The organism is Methylosarcina fibrata AML-C10, assembly GCF_000372865.1.
Taxonomy (GTDB): domain Bacteria; phylum Pseudomonadota; class Gammaproteobacteria; order Methylococcales; family Methylomonadaceae; genus Methylosarcina; species Methylosarcina fibrata.
The window spans coordinates 2,134,354-2,153,255 of sequence record NZ_KB889965.1; the positions used below are offsets into that span (position 1 = coordinate 2,134,354).

The window sequence follows — 18,902 nt, forward strand, 5'->3', positions numbered from 1 at the left end:
CATTGCGACAATGCGGTTTTTATCCTGCCGGAAATATTTTTTATGACCTCGCTGAGAAATTTCGATCTGAATATTCTGGTGGCCTTCGACGTGCTGATGGAGGAGCTGAACGTGACCCGCGCCGCGGAACGGATGTTCGTGACCCAATCGGCAATGAGCCACCAGCTGCACCGGTTGCGCCAGCAACTGGACGATCCCTTGCTGATCAAAACGCCGAGCGGCATGAAACCGACGCCGAGGGCATTGGTTTTGATCGGCCCCGTTAAAGACGTCTTGAAAGACGTAGAGCATTTGATTCGGCCGCCGGCGGCATTCGACCCGCTGGCCAGCCAGCGCCGCTTCGTGCTGGCCGCGACCGATTACATGGAGATCCTGACGTTGCCCGCACTATGCGAACGGATCAGCCGAATTGCCCCCGGCATCGATATTCATGTCAAACGCACCGAAGCCTCGTTTCCGGACGGCGCGCTCGAAAACTGCAGCCTGGACGTGGTGCTCGGTTTTGAATCGGTATTGAACCCGCCCTCTCATCTCAATCGGCAGACCTTGTTCAGCGACCGCATGGCCTGTCTGGCCCGAAAGAAGCATCCGATGTTGAAAAACGGTTTGTCGCTGACCGATTATGTCGCGTTGCCGCATATGCTGATTTCCAGGACCGGAAGTCCCATCGGCCTGATCGATCAGAAATTGCAGGAAATGGGCATCGAGCGGCGTATTCAATTGATCGTGCCGCATTTTCTGTCCGCGCCGCTGATCGTTGCGCAGACCGACATGATGCTGTCGCTGCCGCAGCGGATCGCGGAGCAATTCAGCCGCTTCGCGGCGCTCGACGTTTTTCCGGTCCCGGTCGACCTGCCGGACTATGAATTGGCGATGATCTGGCATCCTTTGCGCGACAAGGATCCGGCGCTGGTCTGGCTGCGCGGGCAACTCGCCGACGTCGGCCGGACCTTTGCCGCCTTATGAATTGCTTAGATTCCGCGCTTAGCGTCCCGGCAGACCGGGCGCTAACGGTTTGACTTTCAGCAGATAATACGGCGGCTTCGATGCCGATTCACCGCCGTTCAGCACAGCCGGTTGACCACCGCATACAAGCGGCCTTCCGGCCCGAAGCTGAAGGAATCGACCCAGGACAAGCGCGGACACTGCGCGAGCCGCCGGTAAGTTCGATCGGCCAAAATCACGCCGATCGCGTTTTCGGCCAGTTCGCCGAGATAAATATTGTTCCGCTCGTCTATCGTGATCCCGTCCGAGATGGGTTTATCGCTGTAGCGTTCCACCCGGCTTGCCAGCGTCTTTGCATCGAGATTTTCATCGGCTAGATCGGCCGCTTTGATCCGGTACAGGCTGTGCCCGTGCATCGGACCGTAATAGACCCATTCGTTGTTCAGGTCTTCCGTGATCGGATTGACGCCGATATGCGGCCTGACCAAACGGCCCGACGCTTCCCTGACCTGAATAGGTTTTCCGTCGATGATCAGATCGACGTTTTCCGGAAGCACGCTGGAATGGCCTTGCAGCACCCGCCGCGCGGCACCGGTCGCAAGATCGATCACGATCAGCGCCGCGTCGCTGCCGCCGGCCGGATCGCTGATGAAGATACGCTGATGACGCAGATCGACCGCAAAATCATTCACGAAAGCGTGTTCTCCCGTTACCGGAGGAGGTAAGTAAATGACGCGGTGCAATTGATCGGTGCGGACATTCCAACCGACCAATTTCGGGGTGGACTTACCGCGCATGCCGTTATCGAGCATCCAGACGACGCCGTTTTTGTCCGAACGGATACCCAGAACCGAATCGAGCTTCAATGCCGATCGCGAGGCAAAAGCACTGGATGCCGGCGAAGGAAACGGCGTCAGCGCATGATTCGACTGCATTTCGACCACCGAGAACTCGGGCGCGTAAAACTGATGCAGACTCATGATGACGTGTCCTTCCTGAGTGACAGTGACGTTGCCCGGCCCCCGGTCCAGGCTGGCCAAGATCTCGAAATTCGAATTGCCCTCGGCACCTGCCCGCCAGGTTACTCCTAAAAGCAGGATAGCGCTAAATTTGATTAAACGATTCATTTTCATACCCCGTTATTGGTTGCGTTCCAATACACCATACTAAAGCGCAACCCGGGCGTTAAATGATGTTTTCTCATACTGTCATTGATAAAATTTATGAATCTCGGATGTCCGTTGAGGGCTGTTGAAAGAGGAGAAAAAACGATGATTTTATTAATGGCCGCTTGGTAACATAGGGCCGGCTTTTTTGCTAAAACCGCTTGGATATCTTTACAATGTTTTGATTAGCCGAACCGAGACAATCAGCTTTGTTGTTCGTTATATCAGTTCAAATTTAACCCTACTTCGGAACCCCGGATCGAGTTCGGATTTTTATACCTTATCCCTTTTCCTTTTACAGAATTCATTATGGATAACGCATTGCCAACTTCTTCAGCCTCCGACCGGGATGACAGCCACCGGTTGATCAAAAATTTATGTGAAGGAGGGAAATACCCCCACCCGATCTCTGAAATCCGTCTCGTTGAAACCCATATTTCGTGGGTGCTGCTGACGGGCGACTTCGCTTACAAGATTAAAAAGCCGGTCGATTTCGGCTTTCTCGATTTCTCGACACTGGAGAAACGGCATTTTTTTTGCCGTGAAGAATTAAGACTGAACCGGCGGTTTACCGAAGATCTTTATCTCGATGTCGTGCCGATCACCGGCACGCCGGAACATCCTGAAATGGGCGGTGACGGTCCGGCGATCGAATACGCGGTGAAAATAAGGCAGTTTCCTTCGGGATTCATTCTGGCCGAGCTGGCGAAAACAGGCCAATTGACGGAACAAGAGATCGACGGAATGGCCGATAGGATTGCCGATTTTCACGCACACGTTGCCAGAGCAGACCCGGATTCGCCTTACGGCGACAGCGAGAATATAAAAAAATGGTTCGACGAAAATTTCGATCACCTCAACCCTCGCCTCACCGAAGAACCGCAGTTGGCCCAGCTTAAGGCAATCCAGGATTGGGGATTACAGCAGTGGCAGGCTTTGACCGGACTGATGCGGCAGCGCAAGCTTGAAGGCTATGTGCGCGAATGCCACGGCGATCTGCATCTGGGCAATATGACGTTACTGAACGGCAAGATCGTTTTATTCGATTGCATCGAATTCAATCCGATGCTGCGCTGGATCGACGTCGTCAGCGAAATCGCTTTCTTGCTCGTCGACCTGTCGCACGCAGACTGCAATACGCTCGCTTACCGCTTTCTTAATCGCTATCTGCACGCGACCGGCGATTACCGGGGACTGCGGCTGTTGCGTTATTACCTGGTGTATCGGGCGCTGGTGCGCGCCAAAGTGGCGCTGCTCAGACAGGAACAGAAGAATCGGACCGACGGCCACTGGAAGCCGTCTCCGGAATACGAAGAATATATGGGGCTGGCCGAGCATTTTACCGAAACGCTCTCGCCCCTGCTGATCCTGACCCATGGCTACTCGGGATCCGGCAAATCGACGATCGCAGGCCGGCTCGCCGAAAAAATCGGCGCAATATGGCTTCGTTCCGATATCGAGCGCAAACGGCTGTACGGTTATGCGGCCACGCAATCTTCCGGCAGCGGGCTCGATACCGGGCTCTATACGGCGCAGGCCGGGCAAGCGACTTATCGGAAACTGGCCGAACTCGCGGGCGAAGTGATCGCAGCCGGCTTTCCGGTGATTATCGATGCCGCCTTTCTCAAATCGGAGCAGCGGCGGTTATTTAGAAAACTCGCCGCAGACTCCGGCGCACGATTCATTATCGTTGACGTTCGGGCTTCGAAAGAAACTCTGCACCAACGCATCGCGCATCGCCGGCAACAAGAAAACGATCCGTCCGAAGCCACGCTTGCCGTACTGGAACGGCAATTGCAAACGGCCGAGCGGCTGACGGATGAAGAAGCGGACAGGATTATCGCCATCGACAGCGAACGCGACGAGGCATTGGCAACGCTATTGGCCGAGCTGGCGGAATTTCATCGGTTTACAGCGAGTTAGCCGACGTGATCGGCAGTTCATTACTGCAATTTAGATTATGGCTAGAACTCATTTTCCTGCCAAAGACCTGCCAGGTTTTAAAAATCTGGCAGGTCTTTGTTAGCATGGCCACAACGACAGATTACGGCAGCCGACAAAGCTAAAGCGGCATTAAGACAGTGTGCCCGGTAATGCCGAAAAGCCGAGGGGTATTGTCGACGCCTTACTGAGACAGCTTTTTATACTTGATCCGGTGCGGATTATCGGCATCGCTGCCCAGGCGGCGGTGGCGGTCGGCCTCGTAATCCTGATAATTGCCTTCGAACCAGACCACTTGACTGTCGCCCTCGAATGCAAGAATATGCGTCGCGATCCGGTCGAGGAACCAGCGGTCATGGGAAATCACGACGGCGCAGCCGGGGAAGGCCAGCAAGGCTTCTTCAAGAGCGCGCAGGGTTTCCACGTCGAGATCGTTGGTCGGCTCGTCGAGTAACAGAACGTTGCCGCCGCTTTTCAGCAGTTTGGCCAGATGCACGCGGTTGCGCTCGCCGCCGGACAGATCGCCGATGCGTTTTTGCTGGTCGGAGCCTTTAAAGTTGAAGCGGCCGACGTAGGCGCGCGACGGCGTTTCATACTTGCCGACGGTAATCATGTCCAGGCCGTCCGAAATTTCCTCGAAAACGGTATTGTTCGGATTCATGTCGTCGCGCAATTGGTCGACGTAAGCCAGTTGCACCGTCTGCCCCAGCGTTAACGTTCCGGAATCGGGTTGATCGATTCCCGCCATCATCCGGAACAGCGTGGTCTTGCCGGCGCCGTTGGGGCCGATAATGCCGACGATGCCGCCGGGCGGCAGTTTGAAACTCAAATCGCTGATCAACAGCCGGTCGCCGAAACCCTTGCTGATGTGATCCGCATGGATCACGACGTCGCCCAGCCGGGGTCCGGGCGGAATGTAGATTTCCTGGGTTTCGTTGCGTTTTTGCACGTCCACCGACGACAGCTCTTCAAAGCGGGCCAGACGGGCCTTGCTTTTGGCATGGCGGCCTTTGGGATTGGAGCGGACCCATTCGAGCTCGGCCTTCATCGCCTTCTGCCGGGAACTTTCCTGTTTTTCCTCCTGTTCCAGGCGTTTCTCCTTCTGTTCCAGCCAACTGGAATAATTGCCTTCCCAAGGAATACCGGCGCCCCGGTCGAGTTCCAGAATCCAGCCGGCCACATTGTCCAAAAAGTAGCGGTCGTGGGTGACGGCGACCACGGTGCCCGGATAATCGTGCAGGAACCGCTCCAGCCAGGCGACCGATTCGGCGTCCAGATGGTTGGTCGGCTCGTCCAAGAGCAGCATGTCGGGGTTCGACAGCAGCAGGCGGCACAACGCCACGCGGCGTTTTTCCCCGCCCGACAATTTGGTGACGTCGGCATCCCAATCCGGCAGACGCAGGGCGTCGGCCGCGATTTCCAGTTTGCGGTCCAGTTCCCAGGCGCCGGCCGCCTCGATTTTTTCCTGAAGCTCGGCCTGTTCGGCGAGCAAGGCGTCGAAATCGGCGTCGGGCTCGGCGAAAGCGTTGTTCACTTCGTTAAACCGGTCCAGCACCGCCTTGATTTCGGCCACGGCTTCTTCCACATTGCCGCGCACGGTCTTGTTGGGGGCGAGCTGGGGCTCCTGCGGCAGATAGCCGATGTGAGTGCCCTTCAGCGGTATGGCTTCGCCTTCGATGTCCTTGTCGATGCCGGCCATGATCCTGAGCAGGGTGGATTTTCCCGAACCGTTCAAACCCAGCACGCCGATCTTGGCGCCGGGAAAAAAAGACAGCGAGATGTCTTTCAATATGTGTTTCTTGGGCGGAACGATTTTTCCGACCCGGTTCATTGAATAAATGTATTGCGCCATTTTGAAATAATAAATAAATGAATAAACGCGGGACCGCTCTTATCCGGGCGGCTTTGATTGGTTGCGTCCGCCGATTGGATGATCATCGGCGGGCATGCTCTAAAAATCTTCTTTACTGCTCTTTCCGTTCACGACCAGTCTACCCATCCCGCCGCTGCGAGCAAGGCCGGCTAGATCTTCAATCGTTCGACCACCCGTCCGTGTTGCAGATGCTCGTGAATGATCTCGTCAACGTCTTCTTTATTTTTATAGGTATACCATACGCCTTCCGGATAGACTACCAGGACCGGCCCTTTATTGCAGCGGTCCATGCAGCCTGCGTTGTTGACCCGGCATTTTCTGGGACCCGTCAATTTTAATTGTTTGACTTGCTCCTTGGCATAATCGCGTAAAGCCTGAGCGTCGTGATTGGCGCAACAAGCTCCCTCCTCGCGATGATGAGTACAAAAGAACACGTGGTATCGGTAATAGCTCATAAAAAACAGACCTGAAAAAATTCTGCGAAATTATAAACCATAGGACCTCAAATTTATCAGAATGTACTCAAGGAGGCTCTGAATAATTTCCCTGACTCTGGAACCGCTCCATTCAGAGTTTCCGCAAGAAAAACGGCAGCCCGACTGATGGCATTTACTCAGGAGAAAACGGCAAGTCCGGCTTTGTTATGGGTTCTCCCTTTCTTCCTTTTGGCCGTATCCAGCTTGGAACGGCATAGAAGTTTCATCGTTTTTCACTGCCGTTCCGTCGTGCCAGTCGGAACGGCAGCTTATTCGGAATGAACGTTCTTCGAGAAAGGACCGTTACATAACGGACTCTCGGCTAATCAAAAATTATTGTTTATTCTTGGATTCCGGTTGCGGCTTTTGTTGATGTTGCATCATCCTTTGCATGCGATGCTCCATCATTTGGGCTTGGTGGGCTTTCATCAGCTCTCTTTGCTTCGCTTTGAGCTCCTCTTTTTTAGCCGGATCTTTTTCGGACAAAATCTGATTGGAAAGCTCGTGCATTTTTAATAAATGATCCTGAAACTCCCGCAATTGTTGATCTTTTTGCTCCTCGGTCATACCGGGACCCATGCCCATTCCCTGCTGCATGCCCATGCCTTGCTGCATGCCCATTCCGGGACGCATGCCCGGCTGCATGCCCATTCCCTGATTCATTTTCATATCGCCTGCCGGAGCCGCGGTTTTATCCGCCGTTTCTGCACTGTGAGCGCACATCATAGGAAATAAAAGCAAGAGCGGTGTCATTGATCGATAAAATTTATTCATTGGGATCGCCTCTTGATTGATTGAAGGAAAGCCATTTTAGAAAATTTCAGAATAATAATGAAGTTGAAAAACTCTTTTTAACCTTCGGAGCCACATCGTTTTCTGCAATTTCCAATGAATGACCATTGAAAAACCCGGAAACACCGGCGGCGGTCCTGCTGGAGCGCGCGTTGTCCGGCAGATCATTTCGAGCTTGCATAATTGTGTCATTGCGCATAATCTACGACGATTGGCTTGAGCGGGCGCCCTCTTTCCAGAAACGGTTAAAAAGTAAAAATGAGCGCCATTGAGCCGCCCGGATTTCTACCGAAATCAGGTGCCTTGCTACGAACTTTAGATGATTTATTGTGTCTTATCCGCGTTGAAAGCTCATTCCCAATGAAACAAGATTTTTCATCCTTATCGCGGAATGACACGATCCACATCGACCATTTTTTAACCGTTATCAATTCCTCATACTCTAATCCAAAAAACCATTCCTGATTTGATGAAATCCTTCCTTCATTTTTCCCTTTTTTGATGATGTTGTTTAACGTCCTCAATCGATTCATCAATAGAGGCGGCGAAGAAAGACTTCGCTCCCTTATTTTGTTAGAATATGTAAGGTAATAATTCCCATACTCGTCACGGCGAGCCGGGTAATTTTAACACGCGAAGTTTTCCGAGGTTATCGTATGCATAAAACACTTCTTGTCCTTGCCGGAAGTACCTTCTTGCTCCTTGTTCATCCCGGGAGCCGGGCAGCCACGGATCTGCCCCCCACGGCCAAAGCCGAAATGGGCGCCGTGGAGGAAGTCTGTTCGAATTTCACCGATCCGAAATGGCGGGAGGCGCAAGTCGTCGATGGAGTGACCATTCAGGAGTCCAGGCTGTGCAATCCCGATAATCCGGCCGAAATCGCCGCCTTCGTCAAGGGCACCAACAATATTTCGATGGATACGCTGATGGAAACGCAACTGGCGGCCGATGCGATTACCGTATCGGACGACATGGACGGCGACGGCGACCCCGACAAATACGTTATCAAACTGGAAATTGCCGAACTCAACGGCCATTCTCCGGATAGTAAAGAGCTGGCAACGACATTCGATATCGCCCCCGGCATACAGCCTACTTTCTGGGTGTTCGCACCGAAAACGCGGGACATGTCCACCCTGAGCTTGTACGAGCCGATCGCCAACCCCTTGCTTCGCGCGCCGTCGCCGGTCATTCGCGTCGAGCAGGACGACATCGTCTGGCTGATCCTGGAAAACACCCATTATTTGCCGCACTCGATTCACCTGCACGGCATCGATCATCCGTTCATGTCTCATGGCGGCGAAGGCAATGAAGGAGTTGCTCAAACCAGCAATATGGATACAATGCCCGGCGAGAGCAAGCTGTATGTTCTTAAACCGCGTCAGCCCGGCACGATGTACTACCATTGCCATGTGCAGCCTCACACCCATATTCCGATGGGACTTCAAGGGATTCTTGTGGTCGAGGAAAACCGTCCGAACAACTGGGTGCAAGTTTTTAACGTCGGCGCCGGCCAAGTGCGTCATCCGTCGGTGGCCGTGCTGGAAAAATACGCCAGGGAATACGATCTGCATTATCAGTCCGCGGACAAGGAACTGCATGAACTGGTGGCCCGGTCCGCCAACGATCCGCGCCTGATCGCCAAACACATGAACATGGAGTATGACATTACCGATGCCAGCGACGACTACTTCATGCTGAACGGCCGCGCTTTCCCGTATACGCTGAGGGAATCGCTGATTCACATGGACAAGGACGAAAAGATAAAACTGCGCGTTTTGAACGGCCATACCGAGACGCTGGCACTGCACATTCACGGCCATAAACCGACCGTCACCCATTACGACGGGGTCGACAACGGCCCGGGCTCCTATATTACCCGCGACGTGCACGGGCTGACGCCGGCGCAGCGTCTGGATCTGGAGCTTAGCGGCGTGGACGACGGCCTGCACAGCTTCGGCCAGGGGATCTGGATGTTCCACGACCACGTCGAAAAAGCCTTTACTACCAACGGCACGGGCGAAGGGGGCGACATCAGCCTGGTCGTTTACAAAGGCTTTTATGACGAAAGAGGCATCCCCGCCTCCCACGGCATGAGCCTGGCGCAGTATTTCAGCAAGTCGTTCTGGCAGAAGAACTACCCGGTCTGGCAGGATTACGACGCTTGGCACAGTCTGGGATTGCCGGATCTGAAAGCCGGCTACGAGCCTGCGAAAAAAGCCGTGCAAATCACTCCTCCGCCCAAACCGGGCGCAAGCGCTGCAGTTGCTGCGACGGCCGAACAGGAAGGTTCGTTCTTCGGCAAATTGCTCTTCGGCGTGATCCTCGGCTCCATCAGCTACATGGTCATCGCGAAGCGGCAATTGATCTACAGCCACGTCCGCGATCTGGTCAAAAACAATCTGGCCAAATAGCTTTAATCAAGGATCAACCGCACCGCCGAACGAGAGACAACATAAGTTCGGCGGTTTTTTCAAGTTCTCCTTCTTGAAACGGTAGAAGATTCTTCTGCCGAAAAGCCGGGCTCTCCTCTCTCTTCTTCGCCCGTATCAATCCGCAAATCCTTTCAAATCCATGCTCCAGCCGGCTACTCCATTGCCGCTTTTTCCTTGCTATCCAGACCTTATCCGGTTTCCGCGCGGTTCTTTAACGACCGAATCCAATATTCATCAACAACAACGATTGATCCCGTTCCATTTCCGTTCCTGCCATTGTTTGAAAAACTCGGCCTTGCTTAACGGCGGCTCCCCGGCTTCATGCCCGTACGAAAGGCAACGATGTTCGGCATGATGTTTCAGATACCGTTCATAGGCATCGTCGCCGCTCAAGCGGCGCAGCCCTTGCCAGATCCGCTTAAATGCGCTAACCATCAATCCCTCGCCCAGTTTTCTATCAATCGACTCGGCACGTGCGGCGACTCGGTCAGGGGCGGCACCGGCTTGCCGGCCAGATGGCGGCTGCACACTCTTGCCATGTCCAGAACAATCAGCCACAGCAGACAGACGAAAAACAAGGTCAAGCCTGCGTCCAGATGCAGATTGAAGATCAGTTGCGGCGCGATGGCGGCCTTTGCGGGGGGCAATGCGCCCGCGGCCAGTTTGGCGTTCATGTCGGCGGCGGCGGCAAAGAAGCCGACCCTGACGTCGGCGCTGGCGATTTTTTCCCAGGCCGCCGTGCTGGTGATCGTGACCAGCCACGCCAAAGGCAGGCCGGTAATCCAGGCGTATTTCGATTTGCCGGATTTGATCAAAATCCCGGTCGCCACAGAGAGCGCGATGGCGGCCAGCATCTGATTGGCAATGCCGAACAAAGGCCACAGAATATTGACGCCGCCGTTCGGATCGATCACGCCGATATAGAGAAAATAGCCCCAGCCGGCCACGACGGTGGCACTGGTCAGGATGACCGAAGGCGTCCAGGACGTGTGCGCCATTTTCGGCCAGATATTGCCGAGCAGATCCTGCAGCATGAAGCGGCCTACCCGCGTCCCCGCGTCCAGCGTGGTCAGGATGAAGATCGCTTCGAACATGATCGCAAAGTGATACCACAAAGCCAACAGGCCGTCTCCGAACGCACTGCCGAACAGACTGGCCATGCCCACCGCCAGAGACGGCGCGCCGCCGGTCCGTGCGAACAGGCTCGCCTCGCCCATCGCGGCCGCCAGAGACTGCATTTGCTCGACCGATACCGGAAATCCCCACGAAGTTATTTTGGCGACCGCCGCCGCTGCCTCCGTCCCGACGATTCCGGCAGGACTGTTGATGGCGAAATACACGCCGGGTTCCAGCACGGTGGCGGCGATCATCGCCATCATCGCCACGAACGATTCCAGCAGCATGCTGCCGTAACCGATCATCCGGATATCGGTCTCGTTGGTGAGCAATTTAGGCGTGGTGCCGGAGGAGATCAGCGCATGAAAACCGGAAATCGCCCCGCAGGCGATGGTAATGAACACGAAAGGAAAGAGTTTCCCTCCGAACACCGGTCCGCTGCCGTCGATGAAACGGGTTACGGCAGGCATCCGGATATCGGGCTGGAGCACGATGATCGCGGCCGCAAGCAAGGCAATCGTGCCGAGCTTGACGAAAGTCGACAAATAATCGCGCGGCGCCAGCAGCATCCACACCGGCAAAATGGCGGCGGCAAAACCGTAGCCGATGATGCACCAGGCCAGCGTCAGACCTTCGTGATCGAACCAGCTCCTGAGAACCGCGTTTTGATCGACCCATCCACCCAGCGCGACCGAGAGTAACAATAACAACACCCCCAGCAACGAGGCTTCGAGCACTTGGCCGGGCCGAAAGCTGCGCATGTAAAAGCCGACGATCATGGCGATCGGAATGGTCGCCGCCACCGTCGACGTCGCCCATGGGCTGTGCTTCATCGCATTGACCACGACCAACCCCAGCACCGCGATCAGAATGATCATGATCGCGAAAGTGCCGATTAAAGCCGAAGTGCCGCCGAGAAGCCCCAGTTCGTCGCGCGCCATCTGGCCGAGGCTCCGGGCGTTCCGCCGGGTGGAAAAAAACAGGATGACCATGTCCTGCACGCAGCCGCCCAATACCGCGCCCACCAGGATCCACAAGGTGCCGGGTAGATAGCCGTATTGCGCCGCCAGGGTCGGTCCGACCAGAGGCCCCGGCCCGGCAATGGCGGCGAAATGATGCCCGAACACGATCCATTTATTGGTCGGAACGAAGTCGCGTCCGTTGTCCAGACGCTCAGCCGGAGTCGCGCGAGTGGCATCGACGGCCAATACCCGTGCGGCGACCCAGGCCGCATAAAACCGGTAAGCCAGAGCATAGCTGCAGAAGGCGGCGGTCACAAACCAGAGCGCGTTGATCGACTCGCCCCGGTGCAAGGCCAGGCCGCCGACGGCCGACGCTCCCGCTACGGCAAGGATTACCCACAGGATGTTCTTGGCAAGAGTACTCATCAGGCTTCACCGAACTGATTGAGAAAAAGCTGCAACTGGTTCCGGTCCAGTTTCTGGTTGTCGACTTTAAGATAAGCGACGGCTTCTTCGGCATGCACGGTCACTTCCTCTATGCCGGCAACCTTCAACAAGCCGGAAATAAATTCATCGGTCCGAAGCCGGTTTATTTTTTCCATCGAGATCAATAAATTGGCCAGATGGCGGGGAGGCTTCATCGTCAGCGAAAGCAAAAACCAACTGAACGCGGCGGCCGCGCAAAACAAAAAAACCGACTCGACCCCGTAATGGCCGTAAAACCATCCTCCCGCCGTTCCGCCGAGCCCGGCGCCCAAAAACTGGCAGGTGGAATAGATGCCCATGGCGGTGCCGCGCAAGTCGGACGGCGCGGTTTTGGAAACCAGCGACGGCAAGGTGGCTTCCAGCAAATTAAATCCACAGAAAAACAGCCAGAGAGAAGCGATGATTCCCGGCAGGATATTATGGAACAGGGTCAATCCCAGATCGGCCACAATCAGGGAGACAATCGCGCCGATAAAGACGCCTTTCATCTTGCGCTTTTTCTCGGCAAGGATCACGAAAGGAATGATTCCCGCCAGAGAAGTGACGAAAACCGGCAAATAGACCAGCCAGTGCCGGTCGGGAAGCAAACCGGAATCCCGCAGCAATAACGGCACAATGACGAAACTGGCGGTCAGAATGATGTGTAAAACGAAAATGCCGTAATCGAGCCTCAATAACTCGGCGTTGGCCAATACCGTGGACAATTGAGAAGGAACCACTTCGGCGTCGCGGTGGATCTTGCTGCGCTCGGGATTGGGGACGACGAAAACAATGTTCAATATGGCCAGTACCGCCAGGCCGGCTATCACCCAGAACAGGCCGTGAACGCCGATGAATCCCGCAACGACGGGACCCAGAGTGATGGCCACGCCGAACGAGACGCCGATGCTGGCGCCGATCAAGGCCATGGCTTTGGTGCGATGCACCTCCTGAGTCAAATCGGCCACCAGCGCCATGATGGGAGCAGCGATTGCCCCGGCTCCCTGAATCGCCCGTCCCGCGACAATGCCGTAAATGCTATTCGACAGGGCCGCCACAATGCTGCCGGCGCAAAACAACAGCAAGCCCAGGACGATGATTTTTTTCCGGCCGACGCGGTCCGACCAGAGTCCGAATGGAATCTGCAAAATGGACTGGGTGATGCCGTAAATTCCGATGGCCAGGCCGATCAGCGAGGGAGTCGCTCCTTCAAGTTGCTCGGAAAAAAGCGACAATACCGGCATGATCAGGAATAAACCCAGCATGCGCAACGCATAAATGCCCGACAAAGACCAGGTCGCACGTTTTTCCAGCGGAGTCATCGGACTCGTAATGTCCTGTATGTGTGTCAAAACCGGTTTCTCCTGTAAATAAACATTCCTGTCAAGTTGGCCGTCCGGCTTGAAAACCACAAAGCCATGTTTATCTTTAAATTGAGTTCCAACGAAGCATATTTTTCAGCGCAGAAAACAACAGAAAAGACTAAAAGCCCAGGATCGCGCAAGTTGCTTGTGCCTCATCGCTCCGTTACCGTGGATGTCATCGGTACTCCGGCTCACATTCCGTCACCTCGGACGGATCGATCGGTTCATTCGGCGATGGGCCTCGTCAGAGCGGATCGGCCGAAACGGGGACGATCGCCCGGACGTTACGAGTCGTCCACCCGATCGGCCAGTGCCGTCAGCGGCTGAAGCAACGAAGACAACTGTTCCGAAGTCTCCGCGCGAACCGTCGCATGAGCCACTTTGCGGCCTTTTCTCGGCGCTTTATCGTAAAGATGCAGATGAGTCTGCGCCAATGCCAGGACTTCCTGCGGCTCCGGCAGTCCGCCGATAAAGTTGACCATCGCCGACTTGCCCACCGGAGCGGTCGATCCTAGCGGCAGGCCCAGAATAGCCCGCAAATGGTTTTCAAACTGGCTGGTTTCCGCGCCTTCGATGGTCCAGTGGCCGGAATTGTGCACTCTCGGCGCAAATTCGTTGGCGATCAGCCGGCCCCCTGTTTCGAACAGTTCGAGAGCGAGCACGCCGACATAGCCCAACGCGTCCATCAGGCGCGAAACGTAAGCTTCGGCCTGACTTTGCATCGCGTCGCCCGCGCAGCTTCTGGCAACACGCAGAATGCCTCCGCGATGCAAATTTTCCGAAAGGGGATAAAACGCCATCGAGCCGTTCACGCCGCGTACGGCAATGACCGAGACCTCCCGGTCAAAAGGGACAAACCCCTCGACAATTGCCGGCGCTCCTTCCAGCAGCTCCCAGGCAGGCCGTAAATCCGCTTCGGATTTCAGCATGGATTGGCCCTTGCCGTCGTAGCCCAGCCTTCGGCTTTTCAGAATCGCCGGGTAACCGATCGAAGCCATCGCTTGCTCAAGGTCTTCCAGAGAATCGACCGGCGCGAACTCGGGCGTGGGAATCTCGAGCGACCTGAAAAAATTTTTCTCGATCAGACGGTCCTGGGCCACGGCCAATGCTTTCGGCGACGGATGCACCCGAGTATGCGACGTCAGGAATTCGGCGACGTCGGCCGAAACATTCTCGAATTCATAGGTGACGACGTCGGCCGATTCCGCCAGTTGCGCCAGAAGACGCGGATCCTGGTAGTCTCCGTGCAGATGCTCGCCCAGCTTGTTGGCGCAGGCATCCCCGGACGGATCCAGAAAAACGAAATCCAGTCCTAACGGATAGCCCGCCAGGGCGATCATGCGAGCGAGTTGACCGGCTCCCAGAATCCCGACTTTCATAGATTTTCTCCCGGAGTGGTTTCCTGCACGGCTTGATTGGTGGCGACGGCTCTCGGATCGGGATGATCGAGCACCGAATCGGTTTGTTTTTGCCGGTAATCCTGCAGCGCCGCCCGGTATTCCGAATGTTTGTTGCCGATGATCGCCGCCGACAACAAGGCGGCATTGATCGCTCCCGCCTTGCCGATGGCCAGCGTACCTACCGGAATGCCGGCAGGCATTTGCACGATCGATAACAAAGAGTCCATGCCGTTCAATGCTTTGGACTGAACCGGCACGCCGAGCACAGGCAGGGAGGTTTTGGCTGCGACCATGCCGGGCAAATGGGCCGCTCCGCCGGCGCCGGCAATGATGACTTCCAGCCCTTTGCCGGCCGCGGTTTCGGCATAACGAAACAATTTATCCGGCGTCCGGTGCGCCGACACCACTTCGATTTCGTGCGGAATGCCGAGCTGTCCCAAGGTTTCTGCGGCAAAGCGCATGGTTTCCCAGTCGGAGGCCGAACCCATAATGACGCCCACCAGTGCTGTCATGTGATACTCCTTTTTGATCGACTCAATCCGTCCATACGCCGGCGACCGATCCTCATTAAAATGAAAAATTATCGCATAAATATCTTTGAAATGCGTTTCAAAGTTACTCGGAAGGAGTTGAGGCGTCTATATCCGGAAGACTGAACGATGACCGCGTTTCTCTTGGCCGGTACCTTTCCTGATTCTTGACCGAGACAAGGCCGATGCCGGCTCAAGCGATTTCCCGAACGGGAGTGGAAGAGTTAACCGGATGGACGGCCTCCGGAAACCGGAAAGAGAAAGCCACGGATTTCATTTCAGATGAAGCAAGGCTGCTCCGCATGCCGACTCAAAACTTCACTTGAAAAAAGGGAATACTTTCCGGAAAGCCCGACCGGAAAAATACATAATATCGTATGGCGTCCCCGGGGTGATTCGAACACCCAGTCGCCTTCTTAGGAGGAAGGTGCATTATCCAGCTTATGCTACGGGGACAAAACGCCATTCTAACAATAATGGCCCGGCTCGTGCAATGAGCCACAGGCCGCCTGACCTGCCGCATCGGACGTCACGGACCGGAATGTTACGGGTGGCGCGCGCCTCATAATCAAAGTGAGAGAGCGCTTTACTGGAGTCCGAGCCGAAGGAACGATCCTTACCCATTGCGGTGAGCCCGCTGTAGCCCTTCGATGTCGATTTTGGTCATTTGCAGCATGGTCATCATGACTCTTTGCGCCTTGCCGCGGTCCGGATCGTTCAACAGCTCCAGCAGAATTTTCGGAACCACCTGCCAGGTCAGACCGAACCGGTCCCGGAGCCAGCCACACGGAAGGGGTTCGCCGCCGTCGCAAAGTTTATCCCAAAACTCGTCCACTTCCTCCTGGGAATCGCAGTTCACGACGAACGATACGGCCGGCGAAAAGGCAAACTGCGGGCCACCGTTGAGCGCTACAAACTCTTGCCCGTCCAGGCTGAAACGGAGAGTCATTACGGTTCCCTTGGGAAAGGGGGCACCTTCTTCGTAACGAGTCATTTCAATAACGTGTGAATTCCTGAAGATGGCGCTGTAAAAATTAACGGCCTCTTCGGCTTGGTTATCGAACCATAAAAACGGAGTGATTTTTTGCATAAAGTAGAACTCCCGAAAGGTGTTGCCGTGCCGATGCGTCTACCTGTCCCTCTGTTTTTTTAAGTATACCTTTTCCTGAGCCGAAAAGTTAGCAAGGAAGATTGCCTCCCCACTGATCACAAACCATAAATTTATTGTGATACAGCTCTCATTTTTTCGTCAATAAAACGCGTATGCTATGGCATCGCTTACAGCGAGTTCACGGATGTAAACGGTGGCAGCAATGGTTGAAAATATCGACGATATCGATCATATCAGGAAAACGGCGGAGCAGGTTCTAAAAAATGAGCTTCTCCAATTGCCCCTGGTGCCGACAATCGCCACCAAACTGTTGAATCTGACCAGCAACGACTACACCCGGCTGGAAGACTTGTCGAGACTGATCGAGACCGAGCCCGCGCTTTCGGCAAAAATTTTGCAGAACGTCAACTCCGCCGCCTATGCCCTGCCCAATCCGGTCAGTTCGATCCACCGTGCCGTCAATCTGCTCGGCTTTTCCACGATACGCCGGACCGCCTTGACCCTGATATTTTTCAACAGACTGATAAAAAAAAATGTTCGCCAGGCGTTCGATCCGCTCTTCTTCTGGCAACATTGCCTGTTCGTGGCGTCGTTAAGCAGAAGGATGGCCGCTGCGACGGGCCATCCCGATCCGGACATGATCTATACGGCAGGACTCCTGCACGACATCGGCAAAGTCGTGCTGGAATCGCACGGCCGCAAGAGTTACAGCGAATTCATCAGTTCATTGAACGGTAACTCTCAATCTACGCTGACGGAAGAACGCATTTTTTTCGGCTTGACCCATCCCGAGATCGGCCATTTGCTGTGCGTAGAATGGCAATTGCCGCCGTCGATTACCGCAGTGGTCGCTTATCATCAGCAGCCGGCCACGGTGAAGCCCCCTTACCATGAATTCGAGCAGGAAATCGTCCTGATTTCCTTCGCAAACTATATCGCCTGGACGCAAGGACTGGCTTCATTTACCCTCGAAAGCCGGCCCGATTTGTCGAACAACGTTCTGGAATTTCTTGGGAGCCATCCTCTCGACCTGGAAAGTCTGCTGCAACAGGTGGATGAAGAAATGTTGAGCATACGGGAATTTTTCGGCATCGAATTTCCGGACCTCAACAAGCTCAGAGCAAACCTGATCCAGACCAGCATCTCGCTAAGTCAGACCGTTATCTCGCCAACGCCGGCCGCCACAATGAAGTCGGCGCCGGAAATTCCTTCCAGTTTGACCGCTCCTCATCGAAGCCTTAATCCGGACGACTTTGTGCCGACGACTCTGGCGGCCATTCAACGCGACTTCGGCTTCGATCGAGTGCAGATGCTGACGATCGATCCGATTCACCGCAGCCTGATCCCGTTCTATCGTCATTTCTGCCCTTCTCTTTCAGCGAGCCATCCGTCTACAGAGATTCCTATCGATGCCCGGACCGGTCGATTACTCGATTGCCTGCGCACGAAAAAACCCATCATCGTCAATAGGATCAACGATCCGGACAATCAGGCCCTGAATCTTTTGAACACCGACGAATTCATCGCGGTTCCCATTCTTGAACACCAACGTCCGATCGGCGTCATTCTGGCCGATAACCCGCTCAGCAAAATCCGGATGGCGCACAGTCTGTTGAACCAAATCGTTCCGGTAGCGCACCAGTTAAGCATTGCCCTGTTAAACGCCAAACATTACGAAGCAGAAAAAAAGCATGCGCAACTCGACCCCTTGACTCAGATAGGCAACAAACGGATGCTGGATCGTTCCCTGGTCGAGATTTTTCAACAGGAACCGTCCAAGCTGGAAAAAATCGCCATCGGTTTTGTCGATATCGATAAATTCAAGCTGTTCAACGACACATGCGGGCATCAAGCCGGCGACAAGATCATTCAAATCGTCGCCGATTTGCTGACCCGCCTGACCCGACCCGGCGACATCATCGGCCGCTACGGCGGCGAAGAGTTTTTATTCATCCTGCTCGACACCACTCAAGACGGCGCCCAGCGTTATGCCGAACGGATTCGCATGGAAGCGGAACGCCTCGGCAGAATCATGAGCCCCAAATTCAACAACCTGGCCTTGACGGTCAGCATCGGAATTTCATTCTACGACCCCGCTTTTTCGAATTACGCAGAGATGATCGAGCTCGCCGATCAGGCCATGTACCTGGCAAAAAGCGAGGGAAGAAACAGAGTCATCATGCTTTCCGAAATTCCGGGACGCTGAGCCTCAAACTTCCAGCACGGAAACCATTCCGTTCTGCCGATTCGATATACATTGCCGGACGAATGAATTCGCCCCACACGCGATATGAAAATGTCTCGGATGCGTCTTCGACGGCACTGC

At 54.8% G+C, this 18,902-nt stretch carries 15 protein-coding genes and 1 tRNA gene; 4 read left to right on the forward strand and 12 right to left on the reverse strand.

Going from position 1 to position 18,902, the window contains the following annotated elements:
* Positions 1-42: 42 nt before the first annotated feature.
* Positions 43-966 (forward strand): LysR family transcriptional regulator, encoded by a 924-nt coding sequence (locus A3OW_RS0110195; protein WP_020563343.1) that lies wholly within the window; start codon positions 43-45, stop codon positions 964-966.
* Positions 967-1,064: 98 nt separating this feature from the next.
* Here A3OW_RS0110195 and A3OW_RS25955 read toward each other — a convergent pair whose 3' ends face one another.
* Complete coding sequence (locus A3OW_RS25955) at positions 1,065-2,072, reverse strand: major royal jelly family protein (protein WP_232422357.1); 1,008 nt, start codon at positions 2,070-2,072, stop codon at positions 1,065-1,067.
* 360 nt (positions 2,073-2,432) lie between these two features.
* Between A3OW_RS25955 and A3OW_RS0110205 the strand changes: the two genes are divergently transcribed.
* Positions 2,433-4,034 carry a bifunctional aminoglycoside phosphotransferase/ATP-binding protein gene (locus A3OW_RS0110205; protein ID WP_232422358.1) on the forward strand — a complete coding sequence of 534 codons (1,602 nt, stop codon included), beginning with the start codon at positions 2,433-2,435 and terminating at the stop codon, positions 4,032-4,034.
* 202 nt (positions 4,035-4,236) lie between these two features.
* Here A3OW_RS0110205 and ettA read toward each other — a convergent pair whose 3' ends face one another.
* From ettA to A3OW_RS27800, 4 genes are all read right to left on the reverse strand, one after another.
* On the reverse strand, positions 4,237-5,904 hold the full coding sequence (gene ettA / locus A3OW_RS0110210) for an energy-dependent translational throttle protein EttA (RefSeq protein WP_020563346.1): 1,668 nt from the start codon (positions 5,902-5,904) through the stop codon (positions 4,237-4,239).
* Positions 5,905-6,074: 170 nt separating this feature from the next.
* Complete coding sequence (locus tag A3OW_RS0110215) at positions 6,075-6,380, reverse strand: (2Fe-2S) ferredoxin domain-containing protein (protein WP_020563347.1); 306 nt, start codon at positions 6,378-6,380, stop codon at positions 6,075-6,077.
* A gap of 354 nt (positions 6,381-6,734) precedes the next feature.
* Positions 6,735-7,175, reverse strand: coding sequence for a hypothetical protein (locus tag A3OW_RS0110220; protein ID WP_157385866.1), 441 nt, complete (start codon positions 7,173-7,175; stop codon positions 6,735-6,737).
* A gap of 46 nt (positions 7,176-7,221) precedes the next feature.
* On the reverse strand, positions 7,222-7,374 hold the full coding sequence (locus tag A3OW_RS27800) for a hypothetical protein (protein WP_157385867.1): 153 nt from the start codon (positions 7,372-7,374) through the stop codon (positions 7,222-7,224).
* A 475-nt stretch (positions 7,375-7,849) separates the two neighbouring features.
* Here A3OW_RS27800 and A3OW_RS0110230 point away from each other — a divergent pair, with 475 nt between their 5' ends.
* On the forward strand, positions 7,850-9,607 hold the full coding sequence (locus A3OW_RS0110230; RefSeq protein ID WP_026223480.1) for a multicopper oxidase domain-containing protein: 1,758 nt from the start codon (positions 7,850-7,852) through the stop codon (positions 9,605-9,607).
* A gap of 255 nt (positions 9,608-9,862) precedes the next feature.
* On the opposite strand, the gene A3OW_RS0110235 is transcribed toward A3OW_RS0110230, so the two are convergent.
* From A3OW_RS0110235 to A3OW_RS0110270, 7 genes are all read right to left on the reverse strand, one after another.
* Positions 9,863-10,063: a YbdD/YjiX family protein gene (locus A3OW_RS0110235; RefSeq protein WP_020563351.1), complete on the reverse strand. Its 201-nt coding sequence runs from the start codon at positions 10,061-10,063 to the stop codon at positions 9,863-9,865.
* Positions 10,063-12,132, reverse strand: coding sequence for a carbon starvation CstA family protein (locus tag A3OW_RS0110240; protein WP_020563352.1), 2,070 nt, complete (start codon positions 12,130-12,132; stop codon positions 10,063-10,065). The genes A3OW_RS0110235 and A3OW_RS0110240 overlap by 1 nt, the downstream gene beginning before the upstream one ends.
* Entirely contained in the window at positions 12,132-13,493 is a 1,362-nt protein-coding gene (locus tag A3OW_RS0110245) for an MFS transporter (protein ID WP_020563353.1), read from the reverse strand. Before A3OW_RS0110245 ends, A3OW_RS0110240 begins: the two co-directional genes overlap by 1 nt.
* A gap of 326 nt (positions 13,494-13,819) precedes the next feature.
* Positions 13,820-14,914 (reverse strand): 5-(carboxyamino)imidazole ribonucleotide synthase, encoded by a 1,095-nt coding sequence (locus A3OW_RS0110250; protein WP_020563354.1) that lies wholly within the window; start codon positions 14,912-14,914, stop codon positions 13,820-13,822.
* The gene (purE, locus tag A3OW_RS0110255) at positions 14,911-15,447 is read right to left on the reverse strand and encodes a 5-(carboxyamino)imidazole ribonucleotide mutase (RefSeq protein ID WP_020563355.1); all 537 of its coding nucleotides are present in this window, start codon (positions 15,445-15,447) and stop codon (positions 14,911-14,913) included. The genes A3OW_RS0110250 and purE overlap by 4 nt, the downstream gene beginning before the upstream one ends.
* A 396-nt stretch (positions 15,448-15,843) precedes the next feature.
* Positions 15,844-15,921: transfer RNA gene (locus tag A3OW_RS0110265), tRNA-Arg, on the reverse strand.
* Positions 15,922-16,081: 160 nt separating this feature from the next.
* Positions 16,082-16,555: a VOC family protein gene (locus A3OW_RS0110270; protein WP_020563357.1), complete on the reverse strand. Its 474-nt coding sequence runs from the start codon at positions 16,553-16,555 to the stop codon at positions 16,082-16,084.
* 223 nt (positions 16,556-16,778) lie between these two features.
* On the opposite strand from A3OW_RS0110270, the gene A3OW_RS0110275 reads away from it, so the two are divergent.
* On the forward strand, positions 16,779-18,782 hold the full coding sequence (locus A3OW_RS0110275) for an HDOD domain-containing protein (RefSeq protein WP_020563358.1): 2,004 nt from the start codon (positions 16,779-16,781) through the stop codon (positions 18,780-18,782).
* Positions 18,783-18,902: the final 120 nt, after the last annotated feature.